We start from the raw sequence: 15,806 nt of genomic DNA, 5'->3' as shown, positions 1-15,806 counted from the left end.
CGTGGAGAGTTCACGCGATCCCGCCTTCACTCCGGTCACCGGAGGCCACGTCCCCGGCGGGTCTGACCCACACGCGCAGGTCCGGCGCCGCCAGCACACCGTCGCCGGCGAGCCTCAGCCGAACCACCTTGCCCGGTGCGCCGAGGCGAACCAGGATCTCGAGACTCGCACCATCCGCGTACGCCTGCCCGCACCCGGTCACCGGGTCGAGCCGCGTAAGAGCCACCTCGATCGCCCGCAACAGCACTGACGCCGCGTCAGCGGAGAGGCCGGTGAAGTGGTCGAGGGCCACCTCTCCGTCCGTCACGAGCAGAGCGGTCAGCCGACGACGCTGCGCTACCTGTGACACGGCGTCAATGACCGCCGACTTGCGCTCCTCGCTGGTGTCCAGAACCTTGCGCGGCCGGCCGCTTGGATTTCCATGACGCTCGTGTTCGCGCAACGTCACCTCGACCTGGTGACGCGCACGGCTGCCAGCCGCCGTGCCGTGCAGCACGTCCTCCTCGGTCTCCCGGGTCACCGCGTGCCACGCGGGCCAGTCGCCGAACGCCGCCGCGTACACACGTCGCGCTTCGCAGTCGCTCACCTGACCGTGCAGGCTCCTGGCCAACACACGGAAATCATGCCCGAGGTCCGAACCTCTGCGGCGAGCCGCGTACCGGCGATCAATCGCGACGAGCAGCGTGTGCACGGCGCCCGTCGCCGACTCGATCAACTGGTGCACGGTGCCGTCCGGCTGGAACCACGCGCCCAGATCGTCGAGCCAGCGAACCCGCTCCTCGATCCAGTGCTGCTGGTCGGCGAAGTCGATCAGTCCGGCGTGCTCGACCGCGGCCTCCACCACTGCGTGAAAACCGACCGCCCACAGGTCGTCGAGAGCGGTCTCGACCCGTCGCAGCGCCCTACCGTACTCACGGGGGAACTGCCGCAGCGCCTCGATCACCCTGTCGCGGTTCGCCCCGAAGACGTCGTCGTCCGTGACGTCGGACTGAACCATCTGAGCGAGCGCGGCGTAGAAGTCGGCCGTCACCCGCCGAAGCTCGTCGACTCGCGTCCGGACGTCGTTGAGGTCGGCCGGCAGCCTTCCGCAGTCGTTCGCGACGTGGTGCAACAACGCCCGGACGGTGCTCTCGACGCCGTCTAGCAGCCGACTCGGCAACTGCAGCGCTCGCCGCGCGTCCACGACCGCGAGCCGGACGGCCGCCACGACACCTCTGCCCTTGCGGGTCAGCGCCCAGGCCTCCTGCCGGACGATCACCCCACGCAGGCTCCGCACCGGCGCCGCGTAGTCGCGGAACGGCTCCGCGAACCCCCACTTCGCCAGGCTGTCCAGTACTGACCTCAGGTCGCTCTCCGGCAGCGGGTCGTGATAGCCGACCTCCTTCGCCTGCGCGGCGATCTCACCGAGAGTCGCCATCGGGCCTCGTGTGGAGAGTTCCTCCAGGGCCGCCAGCGCCGCGGTGCAACGCTCGCGGACAAGGTCGACAGGCTGAGCGAACGCGGACCAGTCGCTCGCCTCGACTTCCTGCCACCACCTGCGCGGCTCCCGCAACCGTGCCCCCTCGGTCAGCTGCTGACGGGAAGTGCATCGTCAACAACTACCAGAACCGTTACGCCACAGGACTTTGACACGAAATATTCCACATCGCGAGTCAGGCTTCTAACGCGTCTACCATGCCTGCGACCAGCTTCCGGGAGGTTTTTGGTGCACCCAGCCGACTCGCCGACGACCGGCGGGATCTTCGAAGGCTTCGAGGACTACCGCACACCGACCGACGAGGACTACCGCCGCGTACTCACCTCGGGCCTGGTGGTCTTCGACGCCAACGTGCTGCTGAACCTCTACCGGTTCAACAGCACCACCCGCCGCGACATCATCGCCGTCATGAAGGATCTCGGCGAGAGCCTGTGGATCCCCCATCAGGTAATGCGGGAGTTCTGGCGCAACCGCGAACCGACCCTTGACCGCATCAGCGACGGCCCGAAGGAATCGCTCGACCTGCTGGACAAGGCGAGCAGATCGGCCGAGAACGCAGTGTCCTCATGGAGCAAGAAGATCGCGTTGAATGACGCACGCAAGGCTCAGCTGCTGGACACGCTCGAAGCCGCGTTCCAGTCTGTCCGTCAGACGATCAGCGAACAAGCCGCCGCGGACGCGGCCGAACACGCTCGCGACACGAACTCCGACTCGATCCTCGACACCTTGGCCTCGGCCCTCGCGAACCGAGTCGGCGCTGCACTGTCCTCCGAGGACCACGCCGCCGCTGTCACCGAGGCACAACGCCGCATAGTGGCTCAGGAGCCGCCTGGCTTCCTCGACGCGGACAAGACCGACGACGAACTGCGTGCAGGCGACTACCTCGTCTGGGAACAGCTGCTCCGTGAGGCAGAGCGCCGCGGATGTGACGCACTCATGGTGACCAGCGACGTCAAGGAAGACTGGTGGTGCAGGAACAAGAACGAACTACGAGGCCCGCGGCCGGAACTCGCGGTGGAGTACCGCCGCCGAGTCGGATGCCGGCTGTTGATGCTCACACCCTCCGAATTGGTCAGGAGAGCGGAGGCGCTCACGAACGTCCGCGTCAATCCCCATTCGGCGGAGGACATCGAACGTGTCGACAACGCTCGCGGCGACGTCCTTCCCGCTGATGTCGCGCTAGAGCTGATCACGACCATCTTCGCCTCGGCCACCGCCCGTCACCTGGACAGCCTCGACGATCAGGACCGGAGCCGGCACCTGGCTGACATGCTGGGCGATCCCGCAATCGGAGGCGTGCTGCGCAGCCACATCAGTCCTTCGTCCACGTACACCTGGCTCACGGACGTCGCCCGACAGTACGACCACGCGATGAAAGGGCTGGGCCGTTACCCGCAGCTGGTCCCAGTCCGACACCAGACACCGCACGAGGTGATTGCCGCAGCTTGTGGCACCGGTTGGTATGTAAAGCCTGGCTCCCAGGGGTTAAGGCCGTATCACTGCCTCGCGACCGACGGTACCGATCATCGCTACGTCTGCTGGGGCCCTGAACGTTCGTTCAAGGACCTCCTCTTCGCCGCAACCAGCAACAGGTCGGCCGAGCCGGCTCGACCAGCCATCGTCATCCTCTACGACGAGCCCATCAAGGACGCAAGCCGCTGCGCCGACGCGGCGGATCGAGCAGATGTCGACCTCTTCTTCCTCGCACAGGAACTACGGGTGAACCCCGACCACGAGGCCTGAGACCTTGGTCATCGGTAGATGTCGCTCTCCCGGGTGGTGCTCGATCACCGCCGTTCCTCGATGGCCAGACAGCGCTCGCGGATGACTCAGCCGAGAAGATCATGTCGATCTATGATGAGGCGGTAGATGAGCGGGTCCGCCAGGATGAGGCCGGCCCTGCAGGGAGTGGCGCGCGCCCGCAAGCGATCGGTGGGCTGGGTGTTCGCCGCAGTGCCACACGTACTCGCGCAGCGCGCGGCTCAGATGAGCCTGATTTCAGATCGGCGCGCAGTCGAACAGGTCGCTGCAAAATTTTGCTCCAGTCGATACAGATCAGCCCGAAAGATTGATTAGTGCCGACTGGCCCTCTATACTGGATTCAAGCTATCCAATAGCGCATGGACACACGAACTGCGCAAGCTTGCTACGTATTGGAACTCAAGTCTCGGACACGGAATTACCCCACGGGAGCAATTTCCCTGTGGGGTAATTGCTTTATAAGGGCACCTTTGGCGTCCTCGATCCCCAATCGAACGCTAGCGCCGCTTGCGTTGGTCGGTGAATTCGCGCGGGATTTCGACTGCTCAGACAGGGCCTTAGTCTCAGGCCAGACCTTACGCAGGTAATTTCTAGCTGTAGATCGTGGAGTTGCGCTTTCAGATTGGACTCCGGATTGTGCCCGCGCTCAGTGATCAGTCTTGGGAGCGCCTTAAGCACGACGTCCTCGCGGACGTAGGTGTTGGCCGGCGCATCCGGAGGCCGGGTCGACGCGCTGTTGAAGCCGTGCCGGCACCGGTAGGCAGGCCTGCCGTGCACCCAATGAGCGTCCATCCTCCGGTCACACACCCCACACACGACCAGGCCAGCCAACGCGTATCCGCGCACCCCGCCGTCCCTGGCCTGCCTCGGTGCCCTGATCCGCTGAACGGCCACGAAGGTCTCATCGTCGACCAGCGGCTCGTGCGAGAGCTTCTCCGAGACCTCCCACGCCGTGACCGGGTTGCGGGTCACCGGGCCTGCGGCACGACCACCCCGCCGGCCTCCAGCGCCCCTCCCCTGCGTGCCGTGCCGATTCCACACCTGCCTGCCCGTGTAGCGCGGGTTCTCCAGAATCGCCGCGACCGCAGTCACCATCCACCGCCCGCCCGTCCTATGCGAGTTGCGTCCTGGATCCGCACTCGACGGACACGACACACCACGGTCGTTGAGGTCGCGGGCGATCGACGCGAGCGCACGACCACCCGCACGTTCCCGGAACATCCACCGCACCCACGGCGCGGTCACAGGATCCGACGCCAGCACCTGCAACCGCCGACCCCACCCGCTATGCCTCGCATTCGGATGCGGGCCACCGTCGACCAGGCGGTAACCGTAGGGCGGACGACCGCCCAGGAACCGGCCCTGCTGACTGGCCTGCGCCCGCATCGCCACGAGCACGCGCTGCCGGGCGCGGGCCACCTCGCGCTGAGCCTGAACACCGAGCAACACCATGAGCGCTTGATGGACCGGGCTGTCCAACTCGACCGGACCGCCGGCCTTGGGTAACCACACCGCGACACCCAGTTCGTTCAACCGCGAGACCACATCGCGGAACTGGCCTCCGTAAAACGCCCGCTCGTACTCCCCGATCACCACCGCATCGAACACACGGTCCGACCGGGCCGCCGCCGCGAGCAACGCCGACGCCTCGGGACGGTCCGACCACGACCAGCGACGCGACCTCCCCACGTCGAAGAACTCCTCCACCACCGAGCCGACGCCCTCGATCAACTCGTCCGACACCGCACGCTGCCACGCTCGGGAGGTCTGCGGATCCTGAAACTCGCTCGTCGACATCCGGCCATAGAACGCGAACCGCACACCTGCCTCGGGCACCGGCGTCGGCACTTTTCGGCGGTCTGCCACAACAGCTAATAAATCGACGTTTGTCAGCGCGGCCATCATCTGCTCCTCAGGTCAAAGCCGAGACCGCAACGCCCCAGGCTCGTGACGAGACCCGGCGCACGTCCACCCGAACAGCGCAGTCCGTCAATGTCGAACCAGTGAGTGCCCTCCAGCATTAACCCCTGGCCCTGCACTGTGGACCGATGGTCGTGGGCAGGCCATCTTCGTCCTACACGGAGTTGGAGCTCGAGGCAGCGACCGAGTTGGGGAGGCCGCAGCCGGTGTTCGTGTTGTACGAGGAAATCGAAAGGACTGGAGCCGTAGTTCCGGGATCTGCAGTTCAGGGGGCGTTTCGGCGGCGGCTGCCGGTCGACGGCGGCCTCATGGTGAAGATCTTGAAATCGGTGTATTTCTCGGCACGCACAGGGTTCGCCCGCCCCAGCAGACGGGCGAGATCACGTGGGCGCCGCCGGGGGCGATGATTGCCGGTCCGGAGGTGCTGCCGGTGGCCTTCAACGACCGGTGAGGAGTCGTCGGCACCCCTGCGGGGAACGGCGGCACCGAGCGGTTCAAGTCGTTTGGGTGCACTAGCGTCATACTGAGAGCAGTAGATCTTGCAGTCCCCTGCGGAGGTAACGGATGTCGCGCCCGGCCCTGTTCTCGTACGAAGGCGCACTCCGCGTGCTCGGCAAGTACGACAGGCCGTGGCTGGACAAGGCCGACACGTTCCTCGGCGTCGGCATCCTGGTGGGCGGGGCGATCGAGCCCGACGTGCTCAGCCTGGTCGACCCGAAGAATGAGGCCACCTCCGGCCTCCGCAAGATTCTCGACGGCATCACCGACAAGCTCACCGGTCTCTCGGGAACCCGCCGTCACGAGCTGATCGCCGCTGCGCACACGATCATCGTAGTGACGTCGGTGTTCGGCGCTTTTCGCGCAGAAATCGGTGAGGACTTCGACAAGCTCGCGATCACCGACAGCGAGAAGTTCCGCATCCTGTACACGGAACCGCCGGAGAACTCGAAAGAAATCTCTGCCCTGCCAGCTCTCACGTCGATGGACGTATCGCTGCCGAGCGCCACCTGCGGCTTCCATGAGAACCTCCGGGAACGACTGAGTTCCTTCATCGCCAAGGCCGTCGGCGACGTGTGCAGGTTCCTCGGCAAGTTGACCGGACAGCCGACGCGCATCAACACCGTCGAGTTTTTGAATGCGGTGAGCGCGGAAGCCGCCGAGATCTACTACCACCACTACCTCGGGATCGCCTCTGCCATCCCCGAGTTCCAGATCTGGGCGTTGCTCGGGGAACACGCCGCGACACGCGTGAAGATCGAAGAGAACAACGCCGGGCTCGCGCGGGACCTGGCGGCCGTCCGCACCGAGTCACTCGAACTGTTTTCGCAGCTGATGGCCCAGATCTCAGCCGGACAGGCCGGGGTAGGTCAGCGGTACCGCAAGAAGCTGCGCAATGTCGCCGAGGCGGTGCTCAAGAGGCCGATCATCGGATCCAACATCGATCCGTCCTCAGTCGCAGCCGTGTTCCCGACGGTCGAGGAGGGCTTCATCGCTCCCGGCTACCGACTCGCGGTCTACGACGGTGCCACGGTCGCGTCCTCCAGGAAGTGGTGGACGGAGAGAACAGTTGCCCGTGATGACTTGGACACGTTCCTCGCAGCACATCTGGCTGGGGTTGAGAGCACCGAGCATCCTCTTCTGATTCTCGGCAACCCTGGTGCGGGCAAGTCGCTGCTGATGGACGTCCTCGCGGCCCGGCTACCGGCCAGTCAGTTCACCGTGGTCACCGTTCAACTTCGCAAGGTTCGCGCGGAAGACCGCCTGCAGAACCAGATCGAGACGGCGCTGCTCCCCGTGCTCGGCAAGGGCGTCGACTGGCACGAGCTCGCCGACAGCTGCGAGAACAGCCTGCCGGTGATCCTGCTGGACGGGTTCGACGAGCTGATCCAGGCGAGCGGCGTGCACCAGTCGACCTACCTCCAGCAGGTGCAGGAGTTCCAGCAGCATCAGGCGGACCTCGGCCGCTCGGTTGCCGTGCTGGTCACCTCCCGGATGCTCGTCGCGGACCGGGCACGCATCCCGCACGGCGTGCCGATCGTGAAGCTGGAGGAGTTCGACGACGACCGGATTGAGCGCTGGCTGGACACATGGAACGCCACGAACCGGGCCACTCCGAACTTCCGCCCGACCACCGTGGAAGCGCTTGATCAGCACCTGGAGCTGGCGCGGCAGCCCCTGCTGCTCCTCATGCTCGCTATCTACGCGGCCGACCCGAGTCAGGCGTCGCTGGACGACCCGAGCCTGTCGAACGCCGAACTGTATCGCCGCCTGATCAACCTGTTCGTGGTGCGGCAGGTCAGCCAGAAGAGCTCCGAACCCCTCGCCCCGGACATCGTCAGGAAACTCACGGTCGAGAACTCGTGGCGGCTGGGCATCGCCGCGTTCGCGATGTTCAACCGCGGCCACCAGTACGTGACCGCACCGCAGCTCAACCAGGATCTAGCGATCTTCGCACCGACGCGCGCCACTCGACCGAGCACCACCTTCGACACTCTGATCGACGACGCGGACCGCACGGTGGAGAACTTCTTCTTCATCCACTCGCCGACGCTCAACGACGGCGCCCTGCGCACTTACGAGTTCCTGCACGCGACCTTTGGCGAGTACTTAATTGCCGAGGTCACGATCAAGCTGCTCGTCCAAATGGCCGCCACACGCGTCGTCCAAGCCGCCAACCCGTTCGGCGAGGTAGTGGTGCCGGACGCCTCCGGGCTGTTCGCCCTCACTTCGCACCAGGCGTTCGTCAAACGCACGCCGATCATCGAGTTCGCACAGGGCTTGTTCAAGGCGCTGAACGCCGACGAGCGGGAAGGCGTGCTGGCAACGCTCGACGACCTCATCCAATCCTTCCACGACAGGGCTTTGCTCGACCCGCACCCCACCTACAGGCCCGCGAACGCCACTGTCGTCACCCGCATAGCTAACTACTCGGCCAATCTCGTCACCTTGCGAGTACTCCTAAGCCCTGGGTTCAAGACACCGCTCGAAGGTCCGCTCACTCAACGCGACACCATGCCACTGAGGGCTTGGCGTTCCACGGTCAACCTGTGGAAGTCGGGCTTGGATCACGAGGGCTGGGGCGAGCTCCTCGACGCCATAACGCTCACAACCGATACCTTGCACGTCATCCCCCAGAACGTCAGCCACAACGCATCGGTCCTGGAGGCGCGACTGCTCGGCGACCCCGTCATCGAAGGGACGTTGCGTGCCGGCGGGGCGTTCGTCGACGCCGGCATCACGGCGGATCCCGAGGAACAGGCACTCGTGGAAAGCTTGTGCCATTGGCTCAGTGACGCCTCCGGATCCTGCGGCACAGGACGTGCGTTTCCCTACGACATCGAGATCATCGACGACGTTCTCGCCTCGCTGAGCCCGAACGTCTCGCTGAGTCGCCGTACGGGTGGAGTCCTGGCGGCAGCGCTTGCACGAGAAGCGACGAGGCTCCCCCGTCGCATCGTGGAGCGCGGGCTCGGGCTCCTCGCTCCGCACACGCCGGAGGACTATCAAAGCGTCGGAGCACATCCATCTGACTTGATCTCCATGGTGTGCGCCCACCCCGACCTGATCGGTCGCGGCGCGTTCCCCGTTCAACTGCTGCCGGACATCTTCTCGGCGACTGGCCACGGGGCGCTGCCATCGCTCGTGCTCGTGTGGGCCACGATGAACTCGGACGACAGTCGGATCGATGACGCGTTCCGGAGCTTCGCCGAATCTCTGGAGAAGGCCTCAGCGCCTCATCTAGACATACTTCACTCCGGATACCTTCCCATCGACGCCTTCGAATACCTGGCTGAAGCACGGACGACCGAACCGACGATCAACGACAACCTTCTCGACGTTCTCCACGCGGTCGTTAAAAGCGCGGCTGACCAGATTAGGCCCGCAATCATCGTGAAGCTGATCAAACGGTTCCAGCCGAACACGACCAATTTCGAATGCTCCTCCTTCGCGTCCATGTATTTGGAGGGCCGTACTGTCGACTGCACCGCCGAGGATGAGGAGGCGCTGTCCTTCCTGCGGCAGTTGACCGGACAAGACGACCAATAGGGCTTCGTCAGACACGGCGCAACCCCGCAGCTCGTTGCCTCTTAGTTCGCACCCGGCCAGCAGCCGTTACATGCCTTCGCGCTCCCCGTTGCGCACTCAGCGTTAGCGACATCCGTACGCCCGCCCTCCAGGCTCCTAACCAGGCCAACGTCGTGCCCCCCGCTCCTCCGAGGTGCAGCTGCCGAAGCTGTCCCGTCCCCTAGCGGATCCCGGATACTTGCCTCTGGCCACCGCGCCAGCCGCCACGGCGGGACAACGCCGACCGTGCATGTCCCGTGTCCCATGCGTACGTCGTAGCTGGTGGCGGTCTTGGCTTGCAGCGTCGGCCCCGTCCCACAAGCCGACCGCGGGACGGGCTTCGTGAAGCGCCCGCCTTCGACATGTGATGGGAAGAGCGCCCGAGACCGCCCAGAAGCGTTGCTTCACGTAAATGCACGTGCCCAATCCCACGGCATCGTGGTGATATGGGAGCACAAGATAGCAGCCGGCGCCTGAGAACCAGGGCCTGGTGGTATGGGAGGGAGAATGTGAGATTCGAGCGGCCTGTACGCGAAGCCCTTGACGCCACCGCGTCCCTGCAACGGCTCCTGGAGGCGGACTTCGACGTCGACCTGGGCGGTTTTCTGTGGTGGCACAACTACAACCTCAGCGACGTGGTGATCACCGGCATCGCGGACTACCTGTACGGCCTGACCGTCGCGGTCGCAGACAACCTTCAGTCTGCGGCCGTGCACCTGGCAGACCACGACGAGATCCGCGGCGAAGCCGACGCCGCGCTACTACAGCATCTCAAAGAGGCAAGCTCGCTTAACGGGTTCTTCAACGAAGTCTCGTCGCGCCGAGACGCTCAGGTCCATGCTCACGAAACAGGAGTCCTTCGCGCCTGTGGATCAATCCTGGATGCCTTGGCCGGGGTCGTCGTTGGAGTTGGAGGGTTCGAGGCCAGCATCCTCCGCGCCGATCTCGGCTACCTGCAGCCGTTCGCAGACGGACCCGATTATCCCGGGCCCGACGTGAGAGGAAAACTGAAGATCACGGCGAGCAGCCTCGATCCCGACGACGTGCAGGGAGCTCTCCTCCGCGCCACCAGATCTTCGTTGCGGCACGCAGGGCCGGACGGGTGGCTTGAGTGGACACAGTTCAGCCGCAACGACCGCGTTCACCGCGCATCACGCCTCAAGATGAACCTTGTGGTCGCCGCTGACAAGGTGGCAAAGCCACTTCCCCGGCAACCCGACTTCGCGGAGACACTGGGATTCCGGTCAGCTCGAGGGGTCTCGTCGTTGCTGCTCACCGAAGACTCCCAAACAACGCTGGCCGGCGTTGTCGGATCGGTGAACGTCGCGATCTTGGGTACATTCATGGCTTGCGAGCAGGCCTGGACAACACGCCGCGCCAACCCTGCGCTCGTTCCCCAACCCGCGGGCCAGTGGCCAACCTCGAAGTCACCACGCAGCACCACGTTCAAGGGATATGCACCAGGCAGCGTAGTCCTGCCCAGCGACTCGACCGCCTTGGTGTTGAATCCCGAGACTGTTCGCAGGCTCAGAGCGGCCAAGGTCTTCGACGGGGACCATCCGACGACCCCATGACCGTCGAAGGGGGTGTAGCGCCCGCATGTCCGCAGACGACAAGACCGACATGATGGATGAGTCGGGCGTGCTGCACAGGCGAAAGCCGTTGCCGCAGTGGACGGTTCCGGTCGTCGCCAGCCTTGTCTTGCTGGTTAGCGGCGCAGTGTTCGCGGCGCTTTGGTGGTGGGTGGGCAAAGCTGGTCTTGCCGGCAAGGATCTGGCCACTGCACAGCTCGATGTTGTCAAGGTGGTCTCAGGTGTCGCCGTCGGTGGCGGGGGCCTGTTCGCTCTGTACCTGGCAGCCCGGAGGCAGCACACTCAAGAGCTCGAGGGATCTCTCCCTCGTGCAAGGCCAGTCGCAGCTTGATCTTGGCCGCCCCGTGTTTCGTCGCGTTGTACCGGTGGAGTTCCTCGACCAGCCGATCCGGGAGTACCTCGACCAGTTGTCGCTTGGGAAAGTCAGCGGGGATCAAGATCAACGCGCCGTCACCGCGATCCTCCATCTCGAACGTGTCTGTATCAGCACCAATGCCGCTGAACGCACTCCTCAACACGTCGTAGAGGCCGTTTTGCACAGTGAGCTGGTCGGACACGGTTCGATCCGGACGGGTGAACTCCGCGACGTCTACCACAACGATGATTCGACGCTCTGCCAACACTGGTGTCACGAGTTCATCCCCCAGACGACGCGTGCCTGCTCGGTCCGCCGGACGAGGCTGTATCGGTTACTGGAGAGGCCAGTACGCACCAACGCTGTGCTAGATGCCACGACATGAACGGAGGCCGCTGGAACAGCTGCAGTCAATGCCAAAGCCTCGTGTCGTGCCTGTACGTGCCGGCACCGCACTGGTGAGCGTTCGGTCGAGTGCTCGAGCAACTGCTTGCACACGACCGGAGTCTCACTGAGGCACACAACCGCGAGGGCCCGGCCAGAGATCACCTTGGTTCGCGTGGACTTCTACGTCGCTGAGCCTTCCGGAACAGCGGACGAAGCAGCTGAGCGCGGCGTTCCTCCCCGCCATTGAGATAGGTAGCACGGGCGAGATCGAGGTGCTTCAACGCGGTCTCGCGGTCGTCCGCGTCCAGGGCGATCAACGCGATCCGCTTGTGCGCCCTGCCCTCCAGCTCGTGCCTCCCGATCTCCGCGGAGATCTCGGCGCAGGTCAGGAAGTGAGCGGACGCGAGAACCGATTCCTCCTGCGCCTTGGCCAGCGCGCCCATGTTGAAGTAGACCTGCGCCTCGCCGACACGCTCGCCAGCGTCGCGGTAGACAGCGAGCGCCCGGCGGTACTGCTTCCATGCCGACCGGAAGTTGTTCTGTTGTTTCGCAAGCGCGGCAAGGTTGTGCAACGCCCTGCCTTCTCCGCTGGAGTCACCCAACTCCCGGCTCAGCACCACAGCCGCGTCAAACCGCACGCGCGCCGCGGTGTAGTGGTTCATCTCCCGGTAGATCCGGCCGAGCCCGCGCAACGCCTTGGCCTCGCTGTCACGGTCACCCAACTGGACCGCCGCGTCGAGGGCCAGGTCGAACGCCGCGAGCCCCTCCTCACCGTTGCGGCGGCGATAGAAGAGAAACGTACCCATCGCGAACGCGAGCCGAAGTACGTCGTTGCAGCGGCCCAACCGGTGAGCGAGTCCGACGGCGCCGACCAGGTTGGGGCGTTCAGTCTGCAACCACCGTTGGGCCTGCCCGCGGGTCTCCTTGACCGGTCGCTGCTGCGCGGACAGCTCAGCCGCGGTGACGTAGTGGCAGACCAGGCGGGCGAGTGCGCCCCCACGCTCCTCGTCCGATTCGCTGTCGACGCGTTCCGCCGCGTACAGCCGCAACAGGTCGTGGAACCGGAACCAGCCGTGCGGATCCCCGTTCTCGATCATGTGCGCGCGACGTAGACCGGCCAGCAGCCTTCTGGTGGCCGGAAGCGGTTGTCCAGCAAGAGCCGCGGCGGCGTCGGTGCTGATCTGCCTGCCCGGGTTGAGAGACAGCAACCGGAACAGCCGCTGTTCGGCAGGCGGAAGCCGGTTGTGCGAGAGATCGAACGCGGATCGCACTGCGAGGTTCTCGTCGTAACGCAACTCGTTGAGTCGGGTTTCTCGAAGCAACGCGACGACTTCTCCCGGCTGCAAGCCTGGATCGTCCGAGAGCAACGCCGCAACGATGCCGAGCGCCAGCGGCAGCCGTCCGCACAAGTCCGCGATCTCGCACGCGGTCTCCGACGCTGACGCCAGCCGCGTGTCCATCGGGTCAGCGGCCCGCAGCAGGTTCTCCAGCATCGCGACCGAGTCGGCGGCCGACAACACGTCAATCGTGATCCTGCGGGCGCCGTGCAGGTCGCCCAAGGTGTGACGGCTCGTCACCAGCACGCGATGCTGTCCTCCCGGCGGGAGCAACGGCCGGACCTGGTCCGCCGTTGACGCGTTGTCCAGCACGATCAACATCGGCCTGTGACCGGCCAGCCGCGAGCGGTAGGCCATCTCCCGTTCCTGTTGCGACGCAGGCACCTGCAGCACACCGAGCGCGCCAAGAAAGACGGAGAGTGCCGTAAGCGGTTCGACGCGGGTACCAGTCGAGTAGCCCTGAAGGTCTATGAACAACACACCACCGGGAAACCGACCTTCGGCAACCGCGTTGTGAGCGGCCTTGACGACGAGCGTCGTCTTGCCGACCCCCGCGAGACCGGTCGACACCACAACGGGCTGAGGACTGCTCAGCGCCTCAGCGACAACGCTGAGATCAGCGGACCGACCGGTGAACTCAGTGGCGACCAGTGGCAGCCCGGCAAGCGCGGTCGGGACAGGCGGATACAGGTAGATGTCACGTACCTGCACCACCGTGCCGTGAACATCGCCGCTCACCTCGTTCTGCACATGCTCCTCCACATGTTCGTTGTACCGCAGACCTGTGAAGGCCATGCAGAGTGGAATTCCCATTCGCCACGCGATCTACCTAGGTACAACCAGGTCCAGGCGCCGCACTAGCTGCCAGGCTTCGGTCCGCCGAACCGCCCGGAAGGGCGTCGTGATCCGACTGCCCACCGGGCGGACCTTCAGCCGACAACACCTTCCGGCAATCGCGGTAGGGAACACCGTCCACTGCCCGCGCGCGGGCAACCGCAGTGTGGGGCGGCACCATCATCGCCCGAATGCTCGTCGCAACCCAGGCCCCGCTGAACACTTGCCGCGTCGTCAACGGCTGCGGCCGCGTATCACCACAGTTGCGTGATTGGCCTCCAATTTGGCGGCAAGTTATCCATGCCCACTTGAACAAACAATCCGCGTTAGCTTGCTACCCGCGGGTTCATTTCACGCAGGTATTCTCTCTCCCCCGGAATCCACCGGAGCTCAACAGCTGACACGATCGGGGTACGCATGCCACCTCTCCGTCACCTGTACAGATCGCTGATCTCACCGACCAGTGTGGCGACCTGGACAAGGAGTGCGAACAAGACGGCGACATGCCTCAACGGGGAACTCCTTACAGGCTGGTTTCGCTCCTCTCCACGCTTAGGTTCGGGCTCATCGTCCAGCACGTGTTCTTCGTCCTTCATCAGCTGCCTCCGCCGACGCATTCATGACGGGTGGGTGTCGGCCTCCCCAACCCGCGCGGCGTTGAGGAGGATGGCGGAGATACCCGGCGGCCGTGCATACCCACTGCGATTTGCCGTGTGCTCGGTACCTCAACAAGAAGTGTGGGACCAAAACAGATCGTTAGCCAAGATAAGAACATAACCTCACCCGGATGGTCGAGCGGCCATCGGGTGTCCATGATGGACCGGAGCTAACGGTGACGCCGGCTCATTCCTTACGGGTTGGCGTACGTCAGGTTCACGGCGTCACCGTCCACGACAGTGCTGTCAGGAGGGGTGCGCGGGTCGACTGTCAGTTCAACCTGCAAGTCCAGCATCGCCGGCGCCACAATGGTTTGGTCGCGCCGACGTGGCACAGGCCGTCGTAGCGCGTCTACCAACCAGCGAACTCGTGAACCTGTCCCCTACGTTGGCCTGCCCGTCGTCCATGATCCGCGCGTCGAGCACCGGGGGCATGACCGAGTCGAGCAGCGACCGGTCCACGTTCCCGTCGAACAACGTCCGGGCCCGGCGGCAGTTCTGGACTCGTGAGCATGGCTAAGCCGCCGCAGGTGGTCGGAGCCGAAATCCACTACAGCGTTACCACCGACTGCAGTCAGCTCCAGCACCCGCTGCGTGCCTCTCAGCGAGGTCAGTCCGGCCCGATCAGGAGAACCGGCGCACCACACCAGACACGCGGCCTGTGGGACGAGGACCACGACACTTGGTCTCAAGTCACCGCGGTCACAGGTGGCGCGCGACCTCGGCCAGCCGTCCGGCGAGAAAGGCGCGTTCGGCCTCGTTGCCGGTCAGGGTCAGCGCTTCCTCGTACGCCGTCGCGGCCTGCGGCCAGTTCTCCAGCCGGCGCAGGAAGTCGGCACGGGCGGCGCTGAGGTAGCCGTAGGTGGCCAGGGCCGGATCGGTCGGCAACGGCGTCAGCGCGTCGAGTCCGGCCTGGGGGCCGTCGCGCAGGCCGACCGCGACGGCGCGGTTGAGCGCGACCACCGGGGACGGCCACAACCGGAGCATCACGTCGTAGAGGCTGACGATCTCCGCCCAGTCGGTGACGGCCCAGCTCGGCGCTAGCATGCCGGGCGCGACGTGGACGGTCAAGCAGGGCTGGGCTGGTTCCGGCAATCGCGCCGTCCCTCGTTCGTGAACGGACGATTGCGCTCGCCCGAAAGTGGGCAGTCACACCTGTGACCCACCGCGACGAAGACCTGCTGCCCGGACCGGACGTCGAATGACGTGCCTGGTGATGGGCGCGACCGGGCATCTCGGATCGCGGCTGGTGCCCGAACTCCTCGCCCACGGCCACGAGGTCATCGTGCTGGTGCGCGACCACACCGACACGGCCAGGTTCCCCACCAGCGCACTGGCACACGTCGGTAACGCCACCGATCCCCAGGCCGTGCGCAAGGCATTGGCAGGCGTCTACGTCGCGTACTTCCTCGTACACTCGCT

The 15,806-nt window shown here is 65.1% G+C and carries 9 protein-coding genes and 1 pseudogene; 6 read left to right on the top strand and 4 right to left on the bottom strand.

Translation table 11 applies throughout. The features are described from left to right. Positions 1-10: 10 nt before the first annotated feature. Positions 11-1,417 carry a DUF2397 family protein gene (locus tag ACFWGZ_RS00215; RefSeq protein WP_382449231.1) on the bottom strand — a complete coding sequence of 469 codons (1,407 nt, stop codon included), beginning with the start codon at positions 1,415-1,417 and terminating at the stop codon, positions 11-13. Between the two features lie 288 nt (positions 1,418-1,705). Here ACFWGZ_RS00215 and ACFWGZ_RS00210 point away from each other — a divergent pair, with 288 nt between their 5' ends. Next, positions 1,706-3,220, top strand: a complete 1,515-nt coding sequence (locus ACFWGZ_RS00210) for a PIN-like domain-containing protein (RefSeq protein WP_382449230.1) — start codon at positions 1,706-1,708, stop codon at positions 3,218-3,220. A 474-nt stretch (positions 3,221-3,694) separates the two neighbouring features. Here ACFWGZ_RS00210 and ACFWGZ_RS00205 read toward each other — a convergent pair whose 3' ends face one another. Continuing rightward, complete coding sequence (locus ACFWGZ_RS00205) at positions 3,695-5,140, bottom strand: recombinase family protein (RefSeq protein WP_382449229.1); 1,446 nt, start codon at positions 5,138-5,140, stop codon at positions 3,695-3,697. A 582-nt stretch (positions 5,141-5,722) separates the two neighbouring features. Between ACFWGZ_RS00205 and ACFWGZ_RS00200 the strand changes: the two genes are divergently transcribed. The 4 genes from ACFWGZ_RS00200 (at position 5,723) to ACFWGZ_RS00185 (ending at position 11,555) form a co-directional block, all read left to right on the top strand. Then, positions 5,723-9,205, top strand: a complete 3,483-nt coding sequence (locus ACFWGZ_RS00200; RefSeq protein WP_382449228.1) for an NACHT domain-containing protein — start codon at positions 5,723-5,725, stop codon at positions 9,203-9,205. Positions 9,206-9,732: 527 nt separating this feature from the next. Then, positions 9,733-10,797: a hypothetical protein gene (locus tag ACFWGZ_RS00195; RefSeq protein WP_382449227.1), complete on the top strand. Its 1,065-nt coding sequence runs from the start codon at positions 9,733-9,735 to the stop codon at positions 10,795-10,797. 25 nt (positions 10,798-10,822) lie between these two features. After that, on the top strand, positions 10,823-11,146 hold the full coding sequence (locus ACFWGZ_RS00190; RefSeq protein WP_382449226.1) for a hypothetical protein: 324 nt from the start codon (positions 10,823-10,825) through the stop codon (positions 11,144-11,146). A gap of 34 nt (positions 11,147-11,180) precedes the next feature. Beyond that, positions 11,181-11,555 carry a hypothetical protein gene (locus ACFWGZ_RS00185; protein WP_382449225.1) on the top strand — a complete coding sequence of 125 codons (375 nt, stop codon included), beginning with the start codon at positions 11,181-11,183 and terminating at the stop codon, positions 11,553-11,555. Between the two features lie 160 nt (positions 11,556-11,715). On the opposite strand, the gene ACFWGZ_RS00180 is transcribed toward ACFWGZ_RS00185, so the two are convergent. Both ACFWGZ_RS00180 and ACFWGZ_RS00175 read right to left on the bottom strand, forming a co-directional pair. Beyond that, a complete protein-coding gene (locus tag ACFWGZ_RS00180; RefSeq protein ID WP_382449224.1) occupies positions 11,716-13,656 on the bottom strand; it encodes an ATP-binding protein in 1,941 nt (646 codons plus the stop codon). Positions 13,657-15,086: 1,430 nt separating this feature from the next. Continuing rightward, on the bottom strand, positions 15,087-15,455 hold the full coding sequence (locus ACFWGZ_RS00175) for a hypothetical protein (protein WP_382449223.1): 369 nt from the start codon (positions 15,453-15,455) through the stop codon (positions 15,087-15,089). A gap of 130 nt (positions 15,456-15,585) precedes the next feature. Here ACFWGZ_RS00175 and ACFWGZ_RS00170 point away from each other — a divergent pair. Further along, a pseudogene (locus ACFWGZ_RS00170) lies at positions 15,586-15,789 on the top strand (SDR family oxidoreductase); the annotation flags it as partial. Positions 15,790-15,806: the final 17 nt, after the last annotated feature.

This window comes from Lentzea sp. NPDC060358, from assembly GCF_042725365.1.
GTDB lineage: Bacteria > Actinomycetota > Actinomycetes > Mycobacteriales > Pseudonocardiaceae > Lentzea.
This window is presented reverse-complemented; position numbering and strand designations above follow the sequence as displayed.